The sequence below is a fragment of the Pseudomonas sp. A25(2017) genome (assembly GCF_002001065.1).
In the GTDB taxonomy this organism is placed as follows: domain Bacteria; phylum Pseudomonadota; class Gammaproteobacteria; order Pseudomonadales; family Pseudomonadaceae; genus Aquipseudomonas; species Aquipseudomonas kilonensis.
Window position 1 is genome coordinate 16,571 of the sequence record NZ_MUOA01000085.1, and the last position, 20,394, is coordinate 36,964.

Here is a 20,394-nt window from a genome sequence, read left to right on the forward strand (position 1 = left end):
ACCACGTTGATGTCGCCAAAGGAGATTCAGATGAGCGCTGCCGTACCCCTGACTGTTGAAGACCGTTTCGCCATCAAGGATTTGCTGGTGCGCTTCGCCTGGGCACTGGACACGGCCGATGCCGATGCCCTGGTGGGGTGCTTTACGCCTGACGGGGTGATGATCGAGGAGGTGTTCGAGGGCGACCCCGGCGTGTGGGAAGGGGCGGCGGGCCTGCGTCGCCTGGTGGCCTACTACGCGGCGATCCCGAGCTTTGCAGGGCGCCAGCACTATGCGGCCAACACCCTGGTGGAGGGCGGCGATGGCCAGGCCCGGGCCAAGTCCTTCGCCCTAGTGACCGAGTCGCTTAGCGAGGCACCGCATAACGTGCGTTTCTGCGGTTATTACGACGATGAACTGGTGTTCCAGGGCGGCCAGTGGTTGTTCGCCCGGCGTGTCCTGCGTGTTTGGGATGGCGAGGTGCTCAAGCGTTTTCCCGGCTACGAGTCCGCTACGTCCCGTCGCCGTCCCCCGGCGATGAGCCTGGTGCCGGACACCGGGCCGAAGCATCCGCCGCGCTCCGGCCACAAGGATTGAGGAATTTGCCATGCCCCTCTTGAACGGCTTGAGCGCCGCCGACCGTATCGACATTGAAGACCTTTATTCACGCTACGCCTGGGCCCTGGATACCGGGGACGTGGAGGGCTTTGCCGATACCTTCGTGCCGCAGAGTCTGGTCGAGGTCTGCACTTACACGCGTATTCCCAATCGCTACGAGGGCCGCCAGGGTGCCATCGACCTGGCCGAGAGCCTGCGGGTCTGGGATCGTTTTCCCGGGTGCCAGCATTACACGGGTCAGTTGCAGTTGGTGGGCGACGGCCTTGGGCGCTGCGAGGCGCGCTCCTACACGTTCATGACCGATTGCCGTGGCGAGGCGCCTTATCAGATTCGTTTCGTGGGTCGTACCCGTGATCGACTGGTCAGGTGCGCCGGTATCTGGTTGTACGAAGAACGCCTGATCCAGCTTTGGGAAGGCGATGTGTCATCGGGCTTTCCCGCCCCCGGATTCTGAGCCGCAAGCGTGAAATCGCGGCCATTGGTTGTCTTCAGTAAACAAGGAAAACAATAAGATGAAGATTCTCGTCACCGGTGCCTCCGGCCAATTCGGCCGGCGCGCCGCCGAACGGCTGCTTGAAATTCTTGAACCGGGTGAGCTGGTGCTGGTCAGTCGCCGGCCCGAAAGTCTGGCGGACTTTGCCCGACGCGGCGTGGAGGTGCGCGCGGGGGATTTCGACCAGCCGCACAGCCTCGACAGCGCCTTTGCCGGCATCGATCGGCTGCTGCTGATCAGCACCGACAGCGTCGGTGCCAAGCGCCGTCGACAACATGGCAATGCCATTGCTGCACTCAAGCGTACGGGTGTCGGGCACGTTGTCTACACCTCGTTTATCGGCGCGAGCGTCGACAACCCAGCCATCAGCGCGTCGGAGCACGGTGCGACCGAGGCACTGCTGCGGGCGACCGGCATTCCCTGCACCTTTCTGCGTGATAGCCAGTACAGCGAAGCCATCGCCCAGTTCGTGGCGCCGGATGCCTTGCTCACTGGCCGCTGGATGACCGCCACCGGAGAGGGACAGATCGGCCTGGTGTCGCGAGAAGATTGTGTTGCCTGCGCGGTGGCGGTGCTGACTGGCAGCGGCCACGAAAACAAGGTCTACAACCTGACCGGACCGGAGCTGTTGAGCTATCGCCAGTGTGCGCAATTGACCGCCGAGTACGGTGGCGGGCCCGTGGAGTACATCCCCTGCAGTGAAGAACAGAAGTATGCTTTTTTCGATGCGCTGGGCGTGCCCCGCAAGATTGAGGGGGATGGGCCGATCGCCGGGCCGATTCCGTGGCCCAGTGAAGAAATGGTCAGTTTTGAACGGGCGTTGCGCGAGGGCTATTTCGCGGTGTTGAGTGACGACGTGAAGACCCTGATCGGCCGGCCACCGATTTCATTACGGCAGATATTCGAACAGTACTCGGCGACGATCCAGGCTGCGGTGGCGGCCCAGTCCGCTGCGCGGTGAACCGATGACTGCCTGTGGCGGGAGTGGGCCAAGTGCTGTTGAATTGAAATAAACCCACCATGTGGGAGATGTGCATACGCCACAGATCCCTTGTGGGAGCGAGCCTGCTCGCGATAGCGGAGTGTCAGTTAACGATGATGTCGACTGACCCAACGCCATCGCGAGCAAGCTCGCTCCCACATTGTTTTAGAGGGGATCTCAGGAATCGTGCGAGCGTTTCATCACTCCGCCAACAACACCGCCGCATCGAAGCCCACCCGCAGGTTGCCCCAATGACGGCCGCCGAAGAAGAACGGTACGTCGATCTCGGTCATGATTTCCCCGGTATCGCGCAGGTAGGTCTGCAGCAGGAAGCGCTGGACGTTGCCTGCCGCGCGCAGGCCGATCGGGTCGTTGAAGATTCGCTTGTTGCGGCACACCGGCAAATCCACCGCCCGGTCGCCGGTCGGCGGCTTCGAGACCCAGCTGTTGTTCACCGGGCAATAGCCCTTGCTGTCGACAATGAACGAAACCTTGCCACCCGGGGTGCTGCGGGTGAGTTTGTCGCATTCCTCCTGGCAGACCTGGGCAAAGCGTTCGGTATAGCTGGCCATGTACTGCTTGGGGTCGGTGCCGGGAATCAACTGGTAATTCTGGTCGAACAGGTTCAGGCCTTCGCCTTGCAGCGCCTCCAAACGAACCTGGAGCGTGTCGCGGCATTCACTGGCGCGGGTGATGGCGGCATCCAGCTTGCCGTGGCCGAGCACGAACCGGCCCAACAGCGCCTGGACCTTTTCGGCCACGCCGGACAGGTCGCGGGTGGCCGTCGCCGAATGCTGCATGCGCTGGTCGATCAACTGACTGTCGGCGTGGATCTGGGTGACCCGGTCGTTGATCCCGGTGTTGCTGTCGGCGAACTGCTGGATATGGGTCGCGATGTCCGCCAGCTTGCCGTTGGTGGATTCGAAATCGCCGATCATGCTTTCAAAATGGCCGGAGGCGCGCTCCACCACTTTCTGGGTTTCCCGGGCGCTGTGGCTGATCTGGGTGGTCTGCTCGTGGGTGGAGCTGACTTCATCGAGCATGGCGTCGATGTTGCGTGAGATGTCATCGGTGGCCCGGCTGACGTTTTGTGCCAGGGTTCGCACTTCATCGGCCACCACCGCGAAGCCACGGCCGCTTTCGCCAGCCCGGGCGGCTTCGATGGCGGCATTGAGGGCCAGCAGGTTGGTCTGGGCGGAGATCTGCTGGATCAACCCGACGATTGACTTGATGCTTGACGAACGCTGGTTCAGGGCGCTCACCAGGGTGGCAAACTCACTGAGGCTGCTGGAGATTTCGCTGATGTTGCCGGTCACTTCCAGCAGCTCGGCGTAGGAGTCGCGGGCCATGCTCAGGTTCTGGGCGGTGGTGCTGGAGATGCCCTGGGTCTGGCGCGAGACTTCTTCGATGCGGCCCACGGCGGTGTTGCTCTGGTCCATCACTTCCTTGGCGAAGCGCGCCTGGTGCGTGGCACTGTCGCTGGAGTCGCTGATGTTCTTCAGCGAGCGGGCCGATTCGACGGCGATGTGCACGGTCAGCGCCTGGACGTTGCTGATGATCTCCCGCTGCTTGGCCAGGAAACGGTTGCAAGTGCCGGCCAGCACGCGAATCTCGTCGTGAGTCACCAGTGGCAGGTCCTTGGACAGGTCGCCTTCGCCGTTGGCGATCTCTTCCAGGGCCTTGGTCATGACGGTGACGGGGCGCACGATGAGGTGGCGGAAATACCAGACCATGAAGCTGATCATGCCCAACGTCAGAAACGCGCCGAAGAGCAGGGCATGGGTGAGGCTGTCGAGCCGGCCTTCGATCTGCCCCAGCAATGCGCCGTCCAACTGCGCGTTGCGCAACTGCAGCAGGATCTCGGCGCGGGCACTGAGGGCCACCCAGTACAACAAGCCACTGACCAGCACCAACAGGAAAAGGCTCGACAGCTTTTTGGTGAGGGTATCGAAAAACTGCATCTCGATAGACTCGTACAAGGCCTTTAACGTCTGCATGCCGCTGCTCCTGGGCAAAAAAATCTCTCAATGGAATACATTCGACCGCGAGCGCCAAAGCTTTAGGGGCGGATAGGGCTATTTGATATCACTGTTCGCGAAATCTGTGGGAGCGAGCTTGCTCGCGATAGCGGTGGGTCTGTTGCATTGATGTTGGATGTACCGTCGCTATCGCGAGCAAGCTCGCTCCCACAGGGGTTCGGGGGGGATCATCATTTGATACAAAAGATTTACTGGGAATCATTCTCAAAGTATATTTGCTCTCATTAACGTCCCTTCTATGAGTGCGCGTCTTGAAACGTTCCACCTCCCTCGCTAATCGCAACGTCTTTATCAAGTGTGTGTTACCAACGCTGTCCTGCTGTTTCATAGCGAGCCCATTGTGGGCGCAGGACGCTCTCGAACTGCCGGCCACGGACATCCAGGGCAGTCGTGTCACTCAGGACGAGGGCTATACGACGTCGCAAGCCAGCACGGCGAGCAAGAGCGATGTACCGATCAAGGAAGAGGCGCAATCGATCAACGTGGTGACCCAGCAGACCCTGGCCGACTATCAGGTGCGCTCGCTGAGCGACGCGATGAAGTTCGTCAGCGGCGTCAGCCAGGGCAACACCCTGGGCGGCTCGCGGGACTCGCTGGTCAAGCGCGGGTTTGGCACCAACGACGACGGCTCGATCCTGCGCGACGGCGTGCGTTCGAACCTGGGGCACAACTTCAGCGCCACCACCGAACGGGTCGAAGTGCTCAAGGGCCCGGCCTCGATGCTGTACGGCGCGCTGGAGCCCGGCGGCCTGGTCAACGTCATCAGCAAGAAACCGCAATACACCCAAAGCACCACGTTGAGCGGCTCGGCCTACAGCGAAGGCGGCGGCACCATGGCCCTGGACACCACCGGGCCGTTGGGCGATACCGGCCTGGCTTATCGCCTGATCGCCGAGCGCGGGCATGAGGATTACTGGCGCAACTATGGGGTCAACGAGAGCACGTTGGTGGCGCCGTCGGTGGCTTGGACGGGGGAGCGGGCTTCGTTGAACCTGAGTTATGAATACAACGAATATTCCAGTCCGTTTGATCGGGGGACGGTGTTCAGGAATGGGCATCCGGCGGACATCGACTACGACAAGCGCCTGGATGAGCCTTGGGCCAAGAGCGTCGGTATTCGCGAAACGGCGACGGCACGGTTTGAATATGAGCTGAGCGAGGCATGGAAAACCCGGGTGACCTACGGGTGGAACAATGATCGGTACAGTCTTTCGATTGCGCAGCCCGATGATTTGACGGGAAATGAGTTGAGCAGAAAATCCAACGGTGCTCGATACGATGACGAGACACGTTATGCCAGTTGGGATTTCATGGGTAAGCAGGAGCTGTTCGGTCAGCGCCATGATCTGCTGGTTGGTATCGATAATCAGGTGTCAGATCAGTTTCGTGGCAAGACTTACCGTGGGGACGCAGAAGGAGGGTTCGACATCACCGCACCGGTTTATGGCGGCCTGGCTGAACCCAGTAAGCTGAATGCCAAACAAAGCAACTTGAGCAACAAACTGACTTCCAGTTCGGTGTACCTGAAGGACAACTGGCACCTCGATGATCGCTGGATCCTGGTCTTCGGTGGTCGTTACCAGCATTACGATCAATTCACCACTCAAGGGGTCGTCCAGGGGACGCCGGTTCGCGACGACAATGGCGACGCCTTCGTTCCGTTCCTGGGACTGGTCTATAAAGCCACCGAGACCCTGTCGCTGTACGGCAACTACAGCCGGTCGTTCAAGCCTAATGATGTGGTCGATAAGGATAGTCGTACCTTCCAACCAGAGGAGGGCCGCAGCTATGAGGTCGGCGCCAAGTACGATCCGCTGCCGGGATTGAACATCAACCTCGCTTTGTTCGACATCGTCAAAAAGAACGTAGTCACCACCGTTGACGAAGTCTCGGAAGCCGCCGGCAAAGTCGGCTCCCAAGGCCTGGAACTCGACATCACTGGTCGTCTGGCCGAGCGTTGGGACTTGATCGGCACCTATGCCTACACCCATACAGAAATACTTGATGATCCCAAGGACGAAGGCCATCGCCTCGCCGATGCGCCAAAGCACACCGCCAGCCTATACCTGAGCCACCATCTGAACGTGCCAGCCGAATTCGGTGCCTGGCACGCCGGTGCAGGTGCGCGGTACGTCGGCGAACGCGCCGCCAACAAGGCCAACGACTTCTGGCTCAGCAGCTACACCGTGGCCGACGCCTTCCTGCGCTGGGAGTCTCCGGTACTGGGGCACAAAACCTCGTTGCAGTTGAACGTCGACAACCTGTTCGACAAGCAGTACTACCCGTCCTCCACGGGCAGCGAGTTGCAGGTAAGCGTCGGTGAGCCGCGTACCGCACGGCTGAGCGCCAGTGTGACGTTCTGATCCATCCAGAAGGCAAAATGCCCGGATCTTGAAGTCCGGGCATTTTTTTGGGCGTCACTTTTACATTCAAACCGCTATCGCGAGCAGGCTCGCTCCCACAATGTCCGATGATGTTCAGCTATTTGTTGTCGCACCAGAAACTGAACTCATCCATCCTGAAGTCCGACACGTCAGCTATCGTTAGGCTAAGGCCTGCGTTTTAGCGGTGGGTATAAATTTCCCCTTTTCAGGGCATTCGACGCTGGCTCCCCGCCTGGCTGCACCGATTCGACTCGTTCATGGCATCGACGCCGGAAATGGCAATAAACGTTTCAGTCTCCAAACAGATTTTCGTCGCAAAATCGAAAATAAATTTCGCTTTTTTGTCGTTATGCGACAGTTTTTCCAGCATTGTCTCGATGCACCGCACTTAGGCACAGCCCTTGCTACGACTCCAGGACGAAAGAACCAGCGAGGGGTATTCGATAAGTAGATAAACAGGGGGGGCGCACGTCATCCGGACGCAAAGGCCTGATCAGAGACCCATTGCCTAACGAGGTACTCAGAGAACCAGGGCTCATAAAGAAGGCAAGGCCGTACTGAGTGGAATGACGACGTAATAAGAAATGCCGTGTGCGACACGGCTGGGAGTTGGCTATGCCCCACGCTTTTTTTAATGAAATGTATGACGCCAAGGGTGACTGCCGCCCGCATTACCAAGCTTTCTCGCGCTGGCTGGCGGACACACCGCTTGAGCTGCTTGAGCAACGCCGCCGCGAAGCCGACCTGCTGTTCCACCGAGCCGGTATCACCTTCACCCTCTACGGGGACGAGCAGGGCACCGAGCGGTTGATTCCGTTCGACATCATCCCGCGCAGCATCAAGGCCAGCGAATGGCAGATGGTCGAGCGTGGCTGCATCCAGCGGGTCCAGGCCCTGAACATGTTCCTGGCCGACATCTACCATGGGCAACACATCCTCAAGGAAGGGATCATTCCTGCCGAGCAGGTGCTTGCCAACGAGGGTTATCAGATTGCGATGCAGGGCCTGGACCTGCACCGGGGCATTTACGCTCATATCGCCGGTGTCGATCTGGTTCGCGACGGTGACGGCAGCTATTACGTGCTGGAGGACAACCTGCGCACGCCCAGCGGCGTGAGCTACATGCTCGAAGACCGCAAGATGATGATGCGCCTGTTCCCCGAGCTCTTCGCCGCCCAGCGCGTGGCCCCCATCGATCATTACCCGAACCTGCTGCTCGACACCCTCAAGAGCTCAAGCCCCCTCGAGAACCCCACCGCCGTGGTGCTGACCCCGGGGCGCTTCAACAGTGCCTATTTCGAGCACGCGTTCCTGGCCCGTGAAATGGGCGTGGAGCTGGTGGAGGGCGCTGACCTGTTCGTGCGTGACGACCACGTGTACATGCGCACCACCGCCGGCCCACGGCAGGTGGACGTGATTTATCGTCGCCTTGACGATGCCTACCTCGACCCGTTGTCGTTCAACCCCGATTCGATGTTGGGCGTGCCCGGGCTGATCGCCGTGTACCGCGCGGGCAATGTGGTGCTGGCGAACGCGGTCGGCACCGGCGTGGCCGATGACAAGTCGATCTATCCCTACGTCGACGAGATGATTCGCTTCTACCTCACCGAAGAACCGATCCTGAAGAACGTGCCCACCTGGCAGTGTCGCAAGCCTCAGGACCTGTCCCATGTGCTGGCCAACCTGCCGGATCTGGTGGTCAAGGAAACCCAGGGCTCCGGCGGCTACGGCATGCTGGTCGGGCCAGCGGCCACTGCCGCGGAAATCGAGGATTTCCGCGCACGTCTCAAGGCCCGTCCCGAAGCCTATATCGCCCAGCCGACCTTGAGCCTGTCCACGTGTCCGACCTTTGTCGAGAGCGGCATCGCGCCGCGCCACATCGACCTGCGTCCGTTCGTGCTGTCGGGCAAGGAAACGCGCCTGGTGCCCGGCGGGCTGACCCGCGTGGCACTGCGCGAAGGCTCGCTGGTGGTGAACTCGTCCCAGGGCGGTGGCACCAAAGACACTTGGGTAGTGGAGGACTAAGACATGCTTTCAAGAACTGCTTCGGACCTCTATTGGATGTCCCGCTACCTGGAGCGCGCCGAGAACCTGGCGCGCATGCTCGAAGTCAGCTATTCGCTATCGCTGATGCCCCAGGCCGGACGCAGCGATGGCCACGCCGAGCTGGCGATGTCGCTGCTGGCGGCCGGTACGCTGGACGACTACAACGCCCGTTATGACGCGCTCAACACCGAGCGCATGCTGCATTTCTTCGCGCTGGATGAAACCAACCCCGGCAGTATCTATAGCTGCCTGCGGGCCGCGCGGACCAACGCCCATGCCGTGCGCGGGCGCATCACCGCCGACATGTGGGAGAACATCAACGCCACCTGGCTGGAAATGCGCAACATCGCCAGCAACGGCCTGGGGCGCTACGGTATCAGCCATTTCTGCGAGTGGGTCAAAGAGCGTTCGCACCTGTTCCGTGGCGCGACGTCGGGCACCATCATGCGCAACGATGCCTACTGCTTCATTCGCCTGGGCACCTTTATCGAACGGGCCGACAACACGCTGCGCCTGCTGGACGCCCGCTATGAAATGTTCGGCGAGGAATCGGAGGAGGTCAGCGACAACTCGGCCCGTGGTTATTACCAGTGGAGTGCCCTGTTGCGCGCGTTGTCTTCGTTCGAGGCATTCAACGAGATCTACCGCAATGCGCCGAACGCCGAGCAGGTTTCCGAGATGTTGCTGTTGCGCGCTGACGTCCCGCGCTCGCTGCATGCCTGCATCGAGGAGCTGGACCACATTCTCGCCAGCTTGCCGGGCAACAATGGCCGGCCAGCGCAACGCCTGGCCGCCGAGCTGAATGCGCGCCTGCGTTATTCGGGGATCGATGAGATCCTGGCGTCGGGCCTGCATCAATGGTTGACCGACTTGATTGGGCAGATCCGCCACTTGGGCCAGACCGTCCATGAGTCTTACCTGGAGGTCGTATGAAACTGTCCATCCGCCACGACACCACCTACAGCTACGCCGATGAAGTCTGCACCAGCATCCAGTTCCTGCGCCTGACGCCCCGGGACACTCAGCGCCAGCGCATCCTGGAATGGCACCTGGAACTGCCGCGACTGGTACGCAGCCAGCTTGATCCCTATGGCAACATCTTGCATGTGATGACCATGGACGAGCCCCACGGTGCCTTGGTACTGACAGCTTATGGCGAGGTGGAAATCCATCAGTCCATCGCGATGGAACCGGACAACCAATCTCCGCTGCCTTTTTTGCGCAGCAGTCGCCTGACCCAGGCGGATGAAACCCTCAGCGCCTTCGCCGTCGAGCAATGTGCTGGCCGGCGCGATCGTTCGGCCTTGACCGATTTGATGAACGGTTTGGCGGCGCGGATGCCCTACAGCCCCGGCACGACGGCGGTCAACAGCACCGCCGCCGAGGCGTTTGCCGGTGGGACGGGAGTGTGCCAGGACCATACCCACGCGTTCCTGGCCTGCGCCCGCAGCCTGGGCATTCCTGCGCGCTATGTTTCCGGCTATCTGTGCACCGAAGATGAAAGCCACCTGGCGAGCCACGCCTGGGCTGAAGCCTGGCTGGATGATGGCTGGTACAGCTTCGACGTGACCAACCGCCTGACCCTTCCAGACCGCCACTTGAAACTGGCGGTCGGCCTGGATTACCTCGACGCCTGCCCGGTACGCGGCATGCGCCGGGGTGGCGGGGCGGAGCAGATGCAGGCGAGGGTGCAGGTGAGCTCGATGGTGCAGGTGCAGCACCAATAGAGGCAGGCTTTATCGCCAACACCCGCTCCCACATGGAATGGGTGGCGGACACAAGCCTTGTCTCCACCCGAGAACCCTGCGGGAGCCCCGGGCCACATGGCTTTGGGACCCCACCGAACTGCCTTTGTGGCGAGGGAGCTCGCTCCTGCTCGCGATGGCGGCAGCCCATCCGACATCGATGCAAACTGACCCACCGCTTTCGCGAGCAAGCCCGCTCCCACAGGGTATTGGTGGCGAACATGGAGTTGGTGAACACCCGAGAACTCTGTGGGAGCAAGGCTTGCCCGCGATGGCGGCAGCCCATCCAACATCGATGCAAGCTGACCCACCGCTTTCGCGAGCAAGCTCGCTCCCACAGGGTATTGGTGGCGAACATGGAGTTGGTGAACACCCGAGAACTCTGTGGGAGCAAGGCTTGCCCGCGATGGCGGCAGCCCATCCGACATCGATGCAAACTGACCCACCGCTTTCGCGAGCAGGCTCGCTCCCACAGGGTATTGGTGGCGAACATGGAGTTGGTGAACACCCGAGAACTCTGTGGGAGCAAGGCTTGCCCGCGATGGCGGCAGCCCATCCGACATCGATGCAAACTGACCCACCGCCTTCGCGAGCAAGCTCGCTCCCACAGGGTATTGGTGGCGAACATGGAGTTGGTGAACACCCGAGAACTCTGTGGGAGCAAGGCTTGCCCGCGATGGCGGCAGCCCATCCAACATCGATGCAAACTGACCCACCGCTTTCGCGAGCAGGCTCGCTCCCACATGAAATTTGGTGGCGGACACAAACCTTGTATCCACCCGAGAACCCCTGTGGGAGCGGGCTTGCCCGCGATGGCGGCAGCCCATCCAACATCGATGCAAACTGACCCACCGCCTTCGCGAGCAAGCCCGCTCCCACAAAACCTCACTCCCTCCATACCCTCCAAATGAAGCTTTCATGACAAAAGTTCGGTAGCACATCGCCATTCCCGTCATGCCTGTGTGACGTGTTCAAGGGGGCCTGCAAGGTCGTTTTGGAGCCGGGGCGCGAAGCCGGGAGTGAGGCGATGGGGACTATGGAACGTTATTCGAAAGTGGGCATGCAGGAGCTTGACCAGCGGCTGTCGAAGATCGTCGAGGCGGCGCGCAAGCAGCCGGTCTCGGTGTATCGCTACGGCGCGCCGTGGGTCTGGATCGTTTCCCAGGATGACTGGCAGGGCGCGCTCAAGGAAGTGTCCAGCTACATTCCGCAAGGCCATTCACTGGTCTTGCTGCGTCCGCAGATCGACGACCTGCTGGATGACCATCGCGATGTGCTGCAGGGCCTCAACGCCGGTGCCCAGATGCTGATCGCACCGCAAACCGCCATGCATATCCTCCTGCTGCAACTGCTCTATTCGGTGCCCAGCGAGCAGCAACTCTACGAACAACTCAACTACAACTTGCTGTTCCGCTGGTTCGTCGGCCTGGACCTGAATCAGAAGGTCTGGAGCTTCAACGTCCTGAGCAAAGACCTCGCCACACTGCTGGGCGACGCGCGGGCAGTGCGGCTCATCCAGAAAATCATCGGTGAAGTGTTCTGTGGCGCCTTGCTGCAAATGCCGGAGTTCTCCTTGAACTTCGCGCTGCTGCACACCTGGCTGGCCCGGCACGCCACGACATCGACCGCAAGCAATTGAGCCGTATTTTGAATTCAGGGGGTGGTGTGGAGCATTTCTTCAAATCGCGGCCGGCGCTGTGGGGCTGGTTGCTGCTGGCGGTCGGGGGACCGTCGGCATTTGCCGCTGAAGGAGGGCAGGAGGCCGAAGCGGCGCCGGCGCGCCTGGTGGACGTGAACGAGTATTTCGTGCGGGGCAACACCGTGCTCGATGCCCGGGCCATCGAGGAAGCGGTGTACCCGTTCCTCGGCCCGCAAAAGGCCTTGAGCGACATCGAAGGCGCCCGGGAGGCCTTGCAGAAGGCCTATCAGGCGCGCGGTTATCAATCGGTGTTCGTTGAGTTGCCGGAGCAGAAAGTCGAAGACGGCATCGTCTACCTGCAAGTCAGCGAGACCAAGATCGGCCGGGTGCGGGTGGTGGGGGCCAAGCATTATTCCCCCGTTGAAATCCGTGATGACGTGCCGGCGCTCAAGGAAGGCGAGGTGCCCGATTTCACCCAGGTCCAGACAGAGCTGGCGCAGTTGAACAAGACCCCGGGGCGCCAGGTCATGCCGCTGGTGCGCGAAGGCCAGCGCCCCGGGACCATGGACGTGGATTTGCAGGTCGAAGACCAGGACCCCTGGCAAGCCAGCCTGGGGTTGAACAACGACTACAGTGCCGACACCGAAAAGCTGCGCACGGTCGCGAGCCTGGGCTACAACAACCTTTGGCAACTGGGCCACAGCGTTTCGCTGACCTTCTTCACTGCGCCCCAGGACACCGAAAACGCCAAGGTCTGGTCGGGTTCCTACACCGCGCCGCTGAGCGAACGCTGGAGTGTGCAGTTCTCGGGCTACCAATCCGACAGCAACGTGGCGACGGTTGGCGGCAGCAACGTGTTGGGCAAAGGCCATTCCTACGGGGTGTCGGCGATCTACAGCCTGTCGTCCAGCGGGGCGTGGGCGAACAGCTTTTCGGTCGGGGTGGATTTCAAGGATTTCGAGGAGGAGCTCAACCTCGGTGGCGCCAGCGACAAGGCACCGCTCAAGTACGCGCCGTTCACTTTCGCCTACAACGGCTTTCGCTACACCGAAACCAGCCAGTTGGGCCTCGGCCTGAGCCTGGTAGCGGGTACCCGCGGCCTGCTGGGCTATGGCAGCTCCGACGAAGAATTCGACTACAAGCGCTACCGCGCCAGCCCCAGCTTCGCGGTGCTCAAGGGCGACGGTAATTACACCTTCACCTTCGCCAATGATTGGCAGACCGCCTCCAAGGCCGCCTTCCAACTCGCCTCCGGGCCACTGGTTTCCAACGAGCAATTCTCTGCCGGTGGCGCCACCTCGGTGCGTGGCTACCTGGCCGCCGAGCGCACCGGTGATGACGGCTACCTGCTGTCCCAGGAGCTGCGCACCCCGTCCCTGGCCAAGTTTCTCAGTAGCTACGTCCAGGAGTGGCGCTTCTATGCCTTCGCCGAAGGCGCGCAGTTGTACCTGCGCGACGAACTGCCCGATCAGGAAGCCGACTACAGCCTCGCCAGCGTAGGCCTCGGCACTCGCGCGAGCCTGAGCAAATGGTTATCCGGCAGCCTCGACTGGGGCTATCCGCTGCTCGAAGGGCCGAACACCTCGAAACAGGAATCGCGCCTGCACTTCAACCTGCAAGCGACGTTTTGAACCCAGGAGTCATGTCCATGCAACGCTTATTGTTATCCCTGTTTATCTGCCTGGGGCTGGTGCTTCCGGCGACCGCCAACGCCTGGTGGCAGGACGACTGGCACTACCGCAAACAGATTTCGGTGGACACCACGCCCCAGGGCGCTGCCATCGCCCAGGCCTTGGGACGCACCGCGCTGCTGGTGCGCCTGCACACCGGCAATTTCACCTTCGACGGCGTCAAGGACGATGGCTCGGACCTGCGTTTCGTCAGTGCCGACGACAAGACCGTGCTCAATCACCAGATCGAAAGCTTCGACCCGCTGATGGGCATGGCGCTGATCTGGGTCGATGTGCCGAGCGTGGAGGGCGGTCAGCGTCAGGACGTGTGGATGTATTACGGCAACCAGAAGGCGCCGGCCACGGGCAGCGGCCAGCTGACCTTCGACCCGGACTACACCGCGCTGTACCACTTTGACGGCGCCACTGGCGTACCGTCCCGGGATACCACGGCCTACGGCAACAATGCCCAGGGCGCAGCCGGTATCAGCATCGACGGCGTGATCGGGCGGGCCTTGCAGTTCAACGGCCAGCCGCTGCTGTTGCCCGCCAGCCCTTCGCTGCAGCACAGTGCCGGCGCGGCGTTCACCTTCAGTACCTGGCTGCGCCAGGACCAGGCCAGTGGCGAACAGATCATCCTGGCCCGTCGCGAAGCCGCCACCAGCCTGTTGATTGGCGTGAACCAGGGTGTGCCGTTCGTAGCGATCAATGATCAGCGTGCGGTCTCGACCCAGCCGCTGAATCCTGGCCAGTGGCAGCACCTGGCGTTGACCGCCTCGGGCGACCGGCTCGTGCTCTACGTCAATGGACGTGAAACCGCGAGCCTGGCGGTGGCGATGCCAGCGTTCAATTCGCCGATAGCCCTGGGGGCCGACGTTTCCGCAGGTGCCTTCGCGCCATTTGGCGGGGCCATGGACGAAGCGCGCCTGTCCAAGGTCGCCCGCCCGGCGCCGTTGCTGTTGGCCGACGCCAATGCCCAGGGCGCCGAGTCGAAACTGGTGGCCTACGGGGTCGATGAAGAGCAGTCCGGCTTCGGTTTCGGCAGCCTGGGCTTTCTGCTCAAGGCCGTGCCGATGGACGCTTGGGTGATCATCGGGGTACTGGTGCTGATGATGTTCCAGTCGTGGGTCATCATGATCCGCAAGAACCGCATGGTCAGCCGTCTCAGCGCGGCCAACGAAGCCTTCCGCGAACAGTTCGCCAGGATCGGCACGCGCCTGGAAATGTTCGCCGACGACCAGGACCTCGCCCAGCGCCTGCAACACTCGTCGCTGTGGCGCCTGTACCTGGTGGCCGTCAAGGAAATCCGCACCCGCCGCGAGCAGGGCGCCGACACTTCGTCGGTGTCGGCGGCCACCATCGAAGCGATCCGCTGTTCCATGGACGGCGTGCGCACCCGGGAAAACCAGCAGCTCAGCTCGAAGCTTTCGACCCTGTCCAACGCCATCGCCGGCGGTCCGTACATCGGCCTGCTCGGCACCGTGCTGGGGATCATGGTGGTGTTCCTCGGCACGGCCATGGCCGGTGACGTCAACATCAACGCCATTGCCCCGGGCATGGCCGCGGCCTTGCTCGCCACTGCCATGGGCCTGTTCGTCGCGATCCCTGCGCTGTTTGGCTACAACCGGCTGATCACCCGCAACAAGGAAGTCAGCGCCGACATGCGCGTCTTCGTCGATGAGTTCATCACACGCCTGGCGGAGATGCACGGCGAAGGTCAGTCCGGTGAAGCGGCGCATCGCCGTAATCATCACGTCCAATCGACCGTACCGGCCTGAGGGAGTCGCCATGGCTAGCGTAAACGCTTCACACGATGACGACGATGATGCCGCAGTCGACAGCATCAACATCACGCCGCTGGTGGATGTGCTCATGGTGGTGCTGGTGATGTTCATCCTCACGGCCACGGCCCAGGTGTCGGGTATCCAGATCAACCTGCCCAAGGCCAGTGCCTCGGTGTCGCTGTCCGAAGCCAAGACCAAGGCGATCTCGGTGAACGACGGCGGGCAGGTCTTCCTCGATGCCTATCCGGTGACCCTGGCCGAGTTGGAAGAGCGCCTGCGTATCGAAAAGGCCCAGAGCCCGGACTTCCCGGTGATCGTGCGCGGCGACGCGACGGTGCAGTACCAGAAAGTCATTGAAGTGCTGGATCTGTTGCGGCGCCTGGAACTGTCCCAGGTCGGTCTGGTGACCGGCAAACCGAGCCAGGGCTGACCATGACCGCCAGACTTCCCATCAACCCGCCCCCGGTGAAGAGCTCGCCGTTGCGCCTGCTCAAGTGGGCCGCCGGCCTATTGTTGGGCGCTGTGGCGGCCTGGCTGCTGTGGCAGTGGGCCAACGACATGAGTGGTGTGCGCCGCGAAGCACCCAAGGTGCCGACCATTATCCCGCTGCCACCGCCGCCACCACCGCCGCCGGAAAAACCCAAGGAGCCGGAACCCCAGGTCGAGGAGAAGGTGGTCGAGCCAGAACCGACCCCGGAGCCCGAAGAGGTCAAGCCCGAGGAAGAAGCGCCGCCGTCGCCGGTCGATGACCTGGCGAACCCGATGCAGATGGACGGCGACGCCCAGTCCGGCAACGACGCTTTCAACATCGGTGCCGGCAAGGGCGGCGGCATGGCCGGGGCAGGGGGCGGGCGCCTCGGCAATGGCACCTACAGCCAGTTCCTGGCGTTCACCTTCCAGCGTTTGCTGCGGGAAAACCCCGACCTGCGCAGCCTGGCGTTCTCGCTGCAGGCCGATGTCTGGCTCAGTGCCGTGGGCGAAATCACCCGTGTCGAGCTGGTCAAGTCCAGCGGTAACCCGCAAGTGGACGAGCAAGTGATGTCCGCCCTGCGTGCCGCGCCCCATTTGAGTGAACGGCCACCGGCCTCCCTGACTTTACCCGTGCGCCTGTCCTTGCAGGGACGGCGGCCGGGTTAACCGACTATTTGAAAATTTGCCAACAGGAGTTGTGTGCAGATGATTTCCAATGTGAATCGATTGTCGTGGGCGATCGGCCTGGTGGTCTTGAGCCTGGCTGGACACGCGGCGGCCGCCTCGGCGCCGTCGGAAAACGCCACGATCAATCTGATCCGCCTGCTGGTGCAGCAGGGCGTGTTGAAGCAAGACCAGGCCGATGGCTTGATCGCCCAGGCCGAACGGGAAGCCGTGCAGGCCCGCCAGGCGGCCACGGCGGTTGCCGCAGCGCCGGCCGGTGCGCCGGGGGACGTGCGGGTGCAATACGTGCCGAACATCGTGCGTGAGCAGATCCGCGACCAGGTCAAGGCAGAAGTCATGGCCACCGCCAAACAGGAAAACTGGGCCCAGCCCAATACCTTCCCGGACTGGGTCTCGCGCATCAGCTTTGACGGCGACATTCGCCTGCGGGATGAGTCGCGCTATTACTCGGGCACCAACAGCAACGAAATCGTCGACTTCGCCCGGCTCAATGACAAGGGGCCCTACGACGTCAACCCCAACAGCAGCTCCAGCCTGCCGCCGTTGCTCAACACCCGCGAAGACCGCGAGAACCTGTTCCGCCTGCGCGCCCGCCTGGGCATGAAGGCCGTGATTGCCCCGCAATGGACTGCCGGCATCCGCATCGGCACCGGCTCGGACAACAACCCGGTGTCCACCACCCAGACCCTCGGTGGTGGTTTTGGCAAGAAAGACATCTGGCTCGATCAGGGCTACCTGACCTGGAAACCCTCGGACGAATTGACCCTGACCGGCGGGCGTTTCGCCAACCCGTTTTTCTCCACCGACCTGTTGTATTCCGGTGACCTGAACTTCGACGGTGTGGCGGCGAACTTCAACCACAAGCTCAATAAGGATTGGGGTGTGTTCGGTACTGTTGGCGCGTTCCCGGTGGAGTACACCAACGACACCAGCACCAGCAATGGCAGCGACAAGGAGGAGAGCGACAACAAGTGGTTGTACGGTGCGCAACTGGGGGCCAACTGGGCCATCAACGACAGCAACCGGATCAAGGGGGCCATGGCCTATTACCGCTTCGACGACATCGAAGGCCAGCGCTCTTCGCCGTGCCAGCCTTGGGCCGGTGATCCAGGCTGCGACAGCGACGGTTCTCGCGTGGCGTTCATGCAAAAGGGCAACACCGTGTTCCTGCTGCGCGACATCACGCCCAACCCCCTCAACCCGTCCACCACGCCACAACCGCAATACGTCGGCCTGGCCTCGGAATTCAACCTGCTGGACCTGAATCTGGCCTGGGACACCGACCTGCCCGAAGACCTGAAACTGCGCAGCCAGGCCCACTACGTCCACAACCTGGGCTACGACGAAGGCGAGATGCGCAAGCGCTCGGCAGGGCAGTTCGCCAATAACCTGGATGAAAACGGCGAGGTGGAAAGCGGCGCCAACGCCTGGATGCTCCAGTTCACCCTCGGCAACTCGCTGGAGCTCAAGCGTGGAGGCGATTGGAACTTGTTCGCCGGCTACAAGTACATCCAGCCGGACGCCTTGCCGGACGGCTTCAACGATTCGTCATTCCACTTGGGCGGTACCAATGCCAAGGGTTATTTCCTGGGCGGCAACTATGGCCTGGCGAGCAACGTCTTCGCCACCGGTCGCTGGTTGAGTTCCGAAGCGGTGTACGGCGCGCCGTACGACATCGATGTCTTGCAGCTTGAAATCAACACGCGCTTCTAAGCGCAGGGAGGCCTCATGAAAAGGCGAGCCAAATACCCATGCCCGGCCGCGTTATTGGTGCTGGGCCTGTTACTCAGTGGCGTGGCTCACGGCGAAGGCCTGGAAGAGCGGCTGCGGGCGCAACTGCGCAGCACCACCGCCCAGTTGCAGGCCCTGCAAAGCGAGCAGGCCCAGGCCAGCGCCGCTCGTCAGGCTGCCGAGAGCCAGGCCAAGGAAGCCCAGGCGCAGATCAAGCAATTGACCGCACAACTGACCAAGGCCCGGGCCCAGGCCGAACAACTGGCCGGGCATCAGCAAAGCCTGCAAAGCCAGGCCCAGGCCCAGGTGGCGGCGAGCAACGAGCAGATCGGCAAGTTCAAGAAAGCCTATGAAGAACTGCTGGTCCTGGCCCGCGGCAAAGAGGCCGAGCGCGCTCGCCTGGAGGCGCAATTGACCGAGCGTGACACACAAGTGCAGCAATGTTCGGTCAAGAATCAGCAAATGTACGAAGTCGCCAAGACGCTGCTGCATGCCTACGAAACCATTGATGTGACCGACATCATGAAGATCCGCCAGCCGTTCGCGGCCAAGGCCCGGGTGCGTTTCGAAGAGCTGGCCCAGGGGTTTGGCGACGATCTCTACAAGAACCGTTTCGATGCACCCCAGGCCTCGATCACTCACTGAATTAGCGCAAGGAAGAACTGACCATGACCTCAATGATTGAATACGTCTGTGCAAAATCCCTGACCGAGTTGTTGCAGGCCGCTGGCTATCGGGTCAACGAGACGGAGCAGAACGGCATCGTGCAATTGCTCAGCGCCAGCCAGGGCATCGGCTATGCGGTGCGCTTCGGCAATCCTGCGCCAACACCGGGCGACTACCTGGACTTCACCTTCAGTTGTGCTTTGCGGGTACAGGGCGAGTTGCCGGCCGGGTTGGCGCAATTGTGGAACGCCTCGCGACGCTTTGCCCGGTTGTCGGTGCAAGGCGAGTTCCTGGTGATGGAAATGGACGTGGTGGTGGCAGGCGTGAGCACCGATCATTTGCGCAGCAACCTGGAGCTGTGGGATCGCTTGTTGCAGGAGTTCATTGTCTACCTGCGTGAATACAGCCAGAACGCGGCGCGGATGCAAACCCAGGCCGAGCCCGTCGAGGCCGAGTTGGAAGAGGCCAGTGCATCGTGAAAAAGCCGACCTTCGTCATCAGCGCCGCGGCGTTGGGCCTGCTCGCCGTGGCGCTGGTGCTTGGCCTGCGCCCGGGGAGCGGTCCGGTCGCCGCGGTGCAGACCGTCAACGTGGTTGCGACCGATTCGCCGAGCCTGGCGCGGTTGGGCAACCAGCAAGTCAGCCCCGATGAACTCAAGGCGTTGCTTGCCGCACTGGCCCCCGAGGTTCGCCAGCAAATGCGTGGCAATCGAGCTGCGCTGGAAGGCTGGATACGGGCCCGCCTGGCGGAAAAAGCCGTGTTGGAGCAGGCCGATGCCCAGGGTTGGCGGCAGCGGCCGGAGGTCGAGCGCCAGACGCGAGCGGCGGCTGAGCAGATTGTGTTTCGCGACTACTTGCAGTCGGTCAGCCAGGTGCCGGCCGGGTATCCCAGTGAAGAAGAGCTGAAGCAGGCTTACGACGCCGGGAAAGCCAACTGGACGGCGCCGGCATTGTACCGCGTCAGCCAGATTTTCCTGGCCGCCACCGAACCGCAAACGGTGGACGCGGTGCGCCGGCAAGCGTTGGAACTGAGTAAAAAGGCCCAGGCGTCGCCCGCCGAATTTGCCGCCCTGGCCATCCGCTTTTCCCAGGACCGTGTCAGCGCCGAGCGCGGTGGCGACAGTGGTTTCCAGCCGTTGCAGCAACTGGTCCCACCGGTGCGAGAGGCGGTGGCGCGCTTGAAGGTCGGGGCGGTGTCGGAGCCGGTGCAGAGCTCGGCGGGGTTCCATGTCATCAAGCTCACCGAACAACAGCCGGCCCGGGAAGCGACCCTGGATGACGTGCGCGAACGCCTGACCCAGGCCCTGCGCGCCCAGCGCCAGGAACAGATCGCCAAGGCCTACCTGGACGGCATGCTCGACACCGCCACGTTGAGCATCGATGGCGCGCAGTTGAGCAAGGTGCTGGAGGAGGGGCTCTAGCGAGGTTCACACCTTGTGGCGAGGGAGCTTGCTCCCGCTGGGC

General features: G+C 62.0%; 17 protein-coding genes. 16 read left to right on the forward strand and 1 reads right to left on the reverse strand.

Annotated features, from left to right (window positions below; translation table 11 throughout):
* Positions 1–30 precede the first annotated feature (30 nt).
* The 3 genes from B0E42_RS22080 to B0E42_RS22090 are packed head-to-tail and all read left to right on the forward strand — an operon-like array spanning position 31 to position 2,051.
* Positions 31–576 carry a nuclear transport factor 2 family protein gene (locus tag B0E42_RS22080; RefSeq protein WP_139353201.1) on the forward strand — a complete coding sequence of 182 codons (546 nt, stop codon included), beginning with the start codon at positions 31–33 and terminating at the stop codon, positions 574–576.
* A 10-nt stretch (positions 577–586) separates the two neighbouring features.
* Positions 587–1,051 carry a nuclear transport factor 2 family protein gene (locus tag B0E42_RS22085; protein ID WP_053179631.1) on the forward strand — a complete coding sequence of 155 codons (465 nt, stop codon included), beginning with the start codon at positions 587–589 and terminating at the stop codon, positions 1,049–1,051.
* A gap of 58 nt (positions 1,052–1,109) precedes the next feature.
* A complete protein-coding gene (locus B0E42_RS22090; RefSeq protein ID WP_053179633.1) occupies positions 1,110–2,051 on the forward strand; it encodes an SDR family oxidoreductase in 942 nt (313 codons plus the stop codon).
* Between the two features lie 221 nt (positions 2,052–2,272).
* On the opposite strand, the gene B0E42_RS22095 is transcribed toward B0E42_RS22090, so the two are convergent.
* Complete coding sequence (locus B0E42_RS22095) at positions 2,273–4,069, reverse strand: methyl-accepting chemotaxis protein (RefSeq protein ID WP_053188188.1); 1,797 nt, start codon at positions 4,067–4,069, stop codon at positions 2,273–2,275.
* A gap of 293 nt (positions 4,070–4,362) precedes the next feature.
* Between B0E42_RS22095 and B0E42_RS22100 the strand changes: the two genes are divergently transcribed.
* The 13 genes from B0E42_RS22100 (at position 4,363) to B0E42_RS22170 (ending at position 20,351) form a co-directional block, all read left to right on the forward strand.
* A complete protein-coding gene (locus tag B0E42_RS22100) occupies positions 4,363–6,474 on the forward strand; it encodes a TonB-dependent siderophore receptor (RefSeq protein WP_077507414.1) in 2,112 nt (703 codons plus the stop codon).
* A 636-nt stretch (positions 6,475–7,110) separates the two neighbouring features.
* A complete protein-coding gene (locus B0E42_RS22110) occupies positions 7,111–8,520 on the forward strand; it encodes a circularly permuted type 2 ATP-grasp protein (RefSeq protein ID WP_014338094.1) in 1,410 nt (469 codons plus the stop codon).
* A 3-nt stretch (positions 8,521–8,523) separates the two neighbouring features.
* Positions 8,524–9,474, forward strand: coding sequence for an alpha-E domain-containing protein (locus tag B0E42_RS22115; RefSeq protein WP_003201699.1), 951 nt, complete (start codon positions 8,524–8,526; stop codon positions 9,472–9,474).
* Positions 9,471–10,268 (forward strand): transglutaminase family protein, encoded by a 798-nt coding sequence (locus B0E42_RS22120; protein ID WP_018607123.1) that lies wholly within the window; start codon positions 9,471–9,473, stop codon positions 10,266–10,268. The genes B0E42_RS22115 and B0E42_RS22120 overlap by 4 nt, the downstream gene beginning before the upstream one ends.
* A 1,054-nt stretch (positions 10,269–11,322) precedes the next feature.
* Positions 11,323–11,925: a transposase gene (locus tag B0E42_RS31845; protein ID WP_014338096.1), complete on the forward strand. Its 603-nt coding sequence runs from the start codon at positions 11,323–11,325 to the stop codon at positions 11,923–11,925.
* 68 nt (positions 11,926–11,993) lie between these two features.
* The gene (locus B0E42_RS22135) at positions 11,994–13,556 is read left to right on the forward strand and encodes a ShlB/FhaC/HecB family hemolysin secretion/activation protein (RefSeq protein ID WP_371915901.1); all 1,563 of its coding nucleotides are present in this window, start codon (positions 11,994–11,996) and stop codon (positions 13,554–13,556) included.
* 17 nt (positions 13,557–13,573) lie between these two features.
* Positions 13,574–15,373, forward strand: a complete 1,800-nt coding sequence (locus B0E42_RS22140; protein ID WP_077507422.1) for a DUF2341 domain-containing protein — start codon at positions 13,574–13,576, stop codon at positions 15,371–15,373.
* 10 nt (positions 15,374–15,383) lie between these two features.
* Positions 15,384–15,809, forward strand: coding sequence for a biopolymer transporter ExbD (locus B0E42_RS22145; RefSeq protein WP_003201710.1), 426 nt, complete (start codon positions 15,384–15,386; stop codon positions 15,807–15,809).
* 2 nt (positions 15,810–15,811) lie between these two features.
* The gene (locus B0E42_RS22150; protein WP_077507424.1) at positions 15,812–16,516 is read left to right on the forward strand and encodes an energy transducer TonB; all 705 of its coding nucleotides are present in this window, start codon (positions 15,812–15,814) and stop codon (positions 16,514–16,516) included.
* Between the two features lie 39 nt (positions 16,517–16,555).
* On the forward strand, positions 16,556–18,247 hold the full coding sequence (locus B0E42_RS22155; protein ID WP_077507427.1) for a putative porin: 1,692 nt from the start codon (positions 16,556–16,558) through the stop codon (positions 18,245–18,247).
* A gap of 15 nt (positions 18,248–18,262) precedes the next feature.
* Positions 18,263–18,910 (forward strand): DNA repair protein, encoded by a 648-nt coding sequence (locus tag B0E42_RS22160; protein WP_077507430.1) that lies wholly within the window; start codon positions 18,263–18,265, stop codon positions 18,908–18,910.
* A gap of 23 nt (positions 18,911–18,933) precedes the next feature.
* Positions 18,934–19,410, forward strand: coding sequence for a YbjN domain-containing protein (locus B0E42_RS22165; protein ID WP_018602030.1), 477 nt, complete (start codon positions 18,934–18,936; stop codon positions 19,408–19,410).
* The gene (locus tag B0E42_RS22170; RefSeq protein ID WP_077507433.1) at positions 19,407–20,351 is read left to right on the forward strand and encodes a peptidylprolyl isomerase; all 945 of its coding nucleotides are present in this window, start codon (positions 19,407–19,409) and stop codon (positions 20,349–20,351) included. The genes B0E42_RS22165 and B0E42_RS22170 overlap by 4 nt, the downstream gene beginning before the upstream one ends.
* The last annotated feature ends 43 nt before the right edge of the window (positions 20,352–20,394 follow it).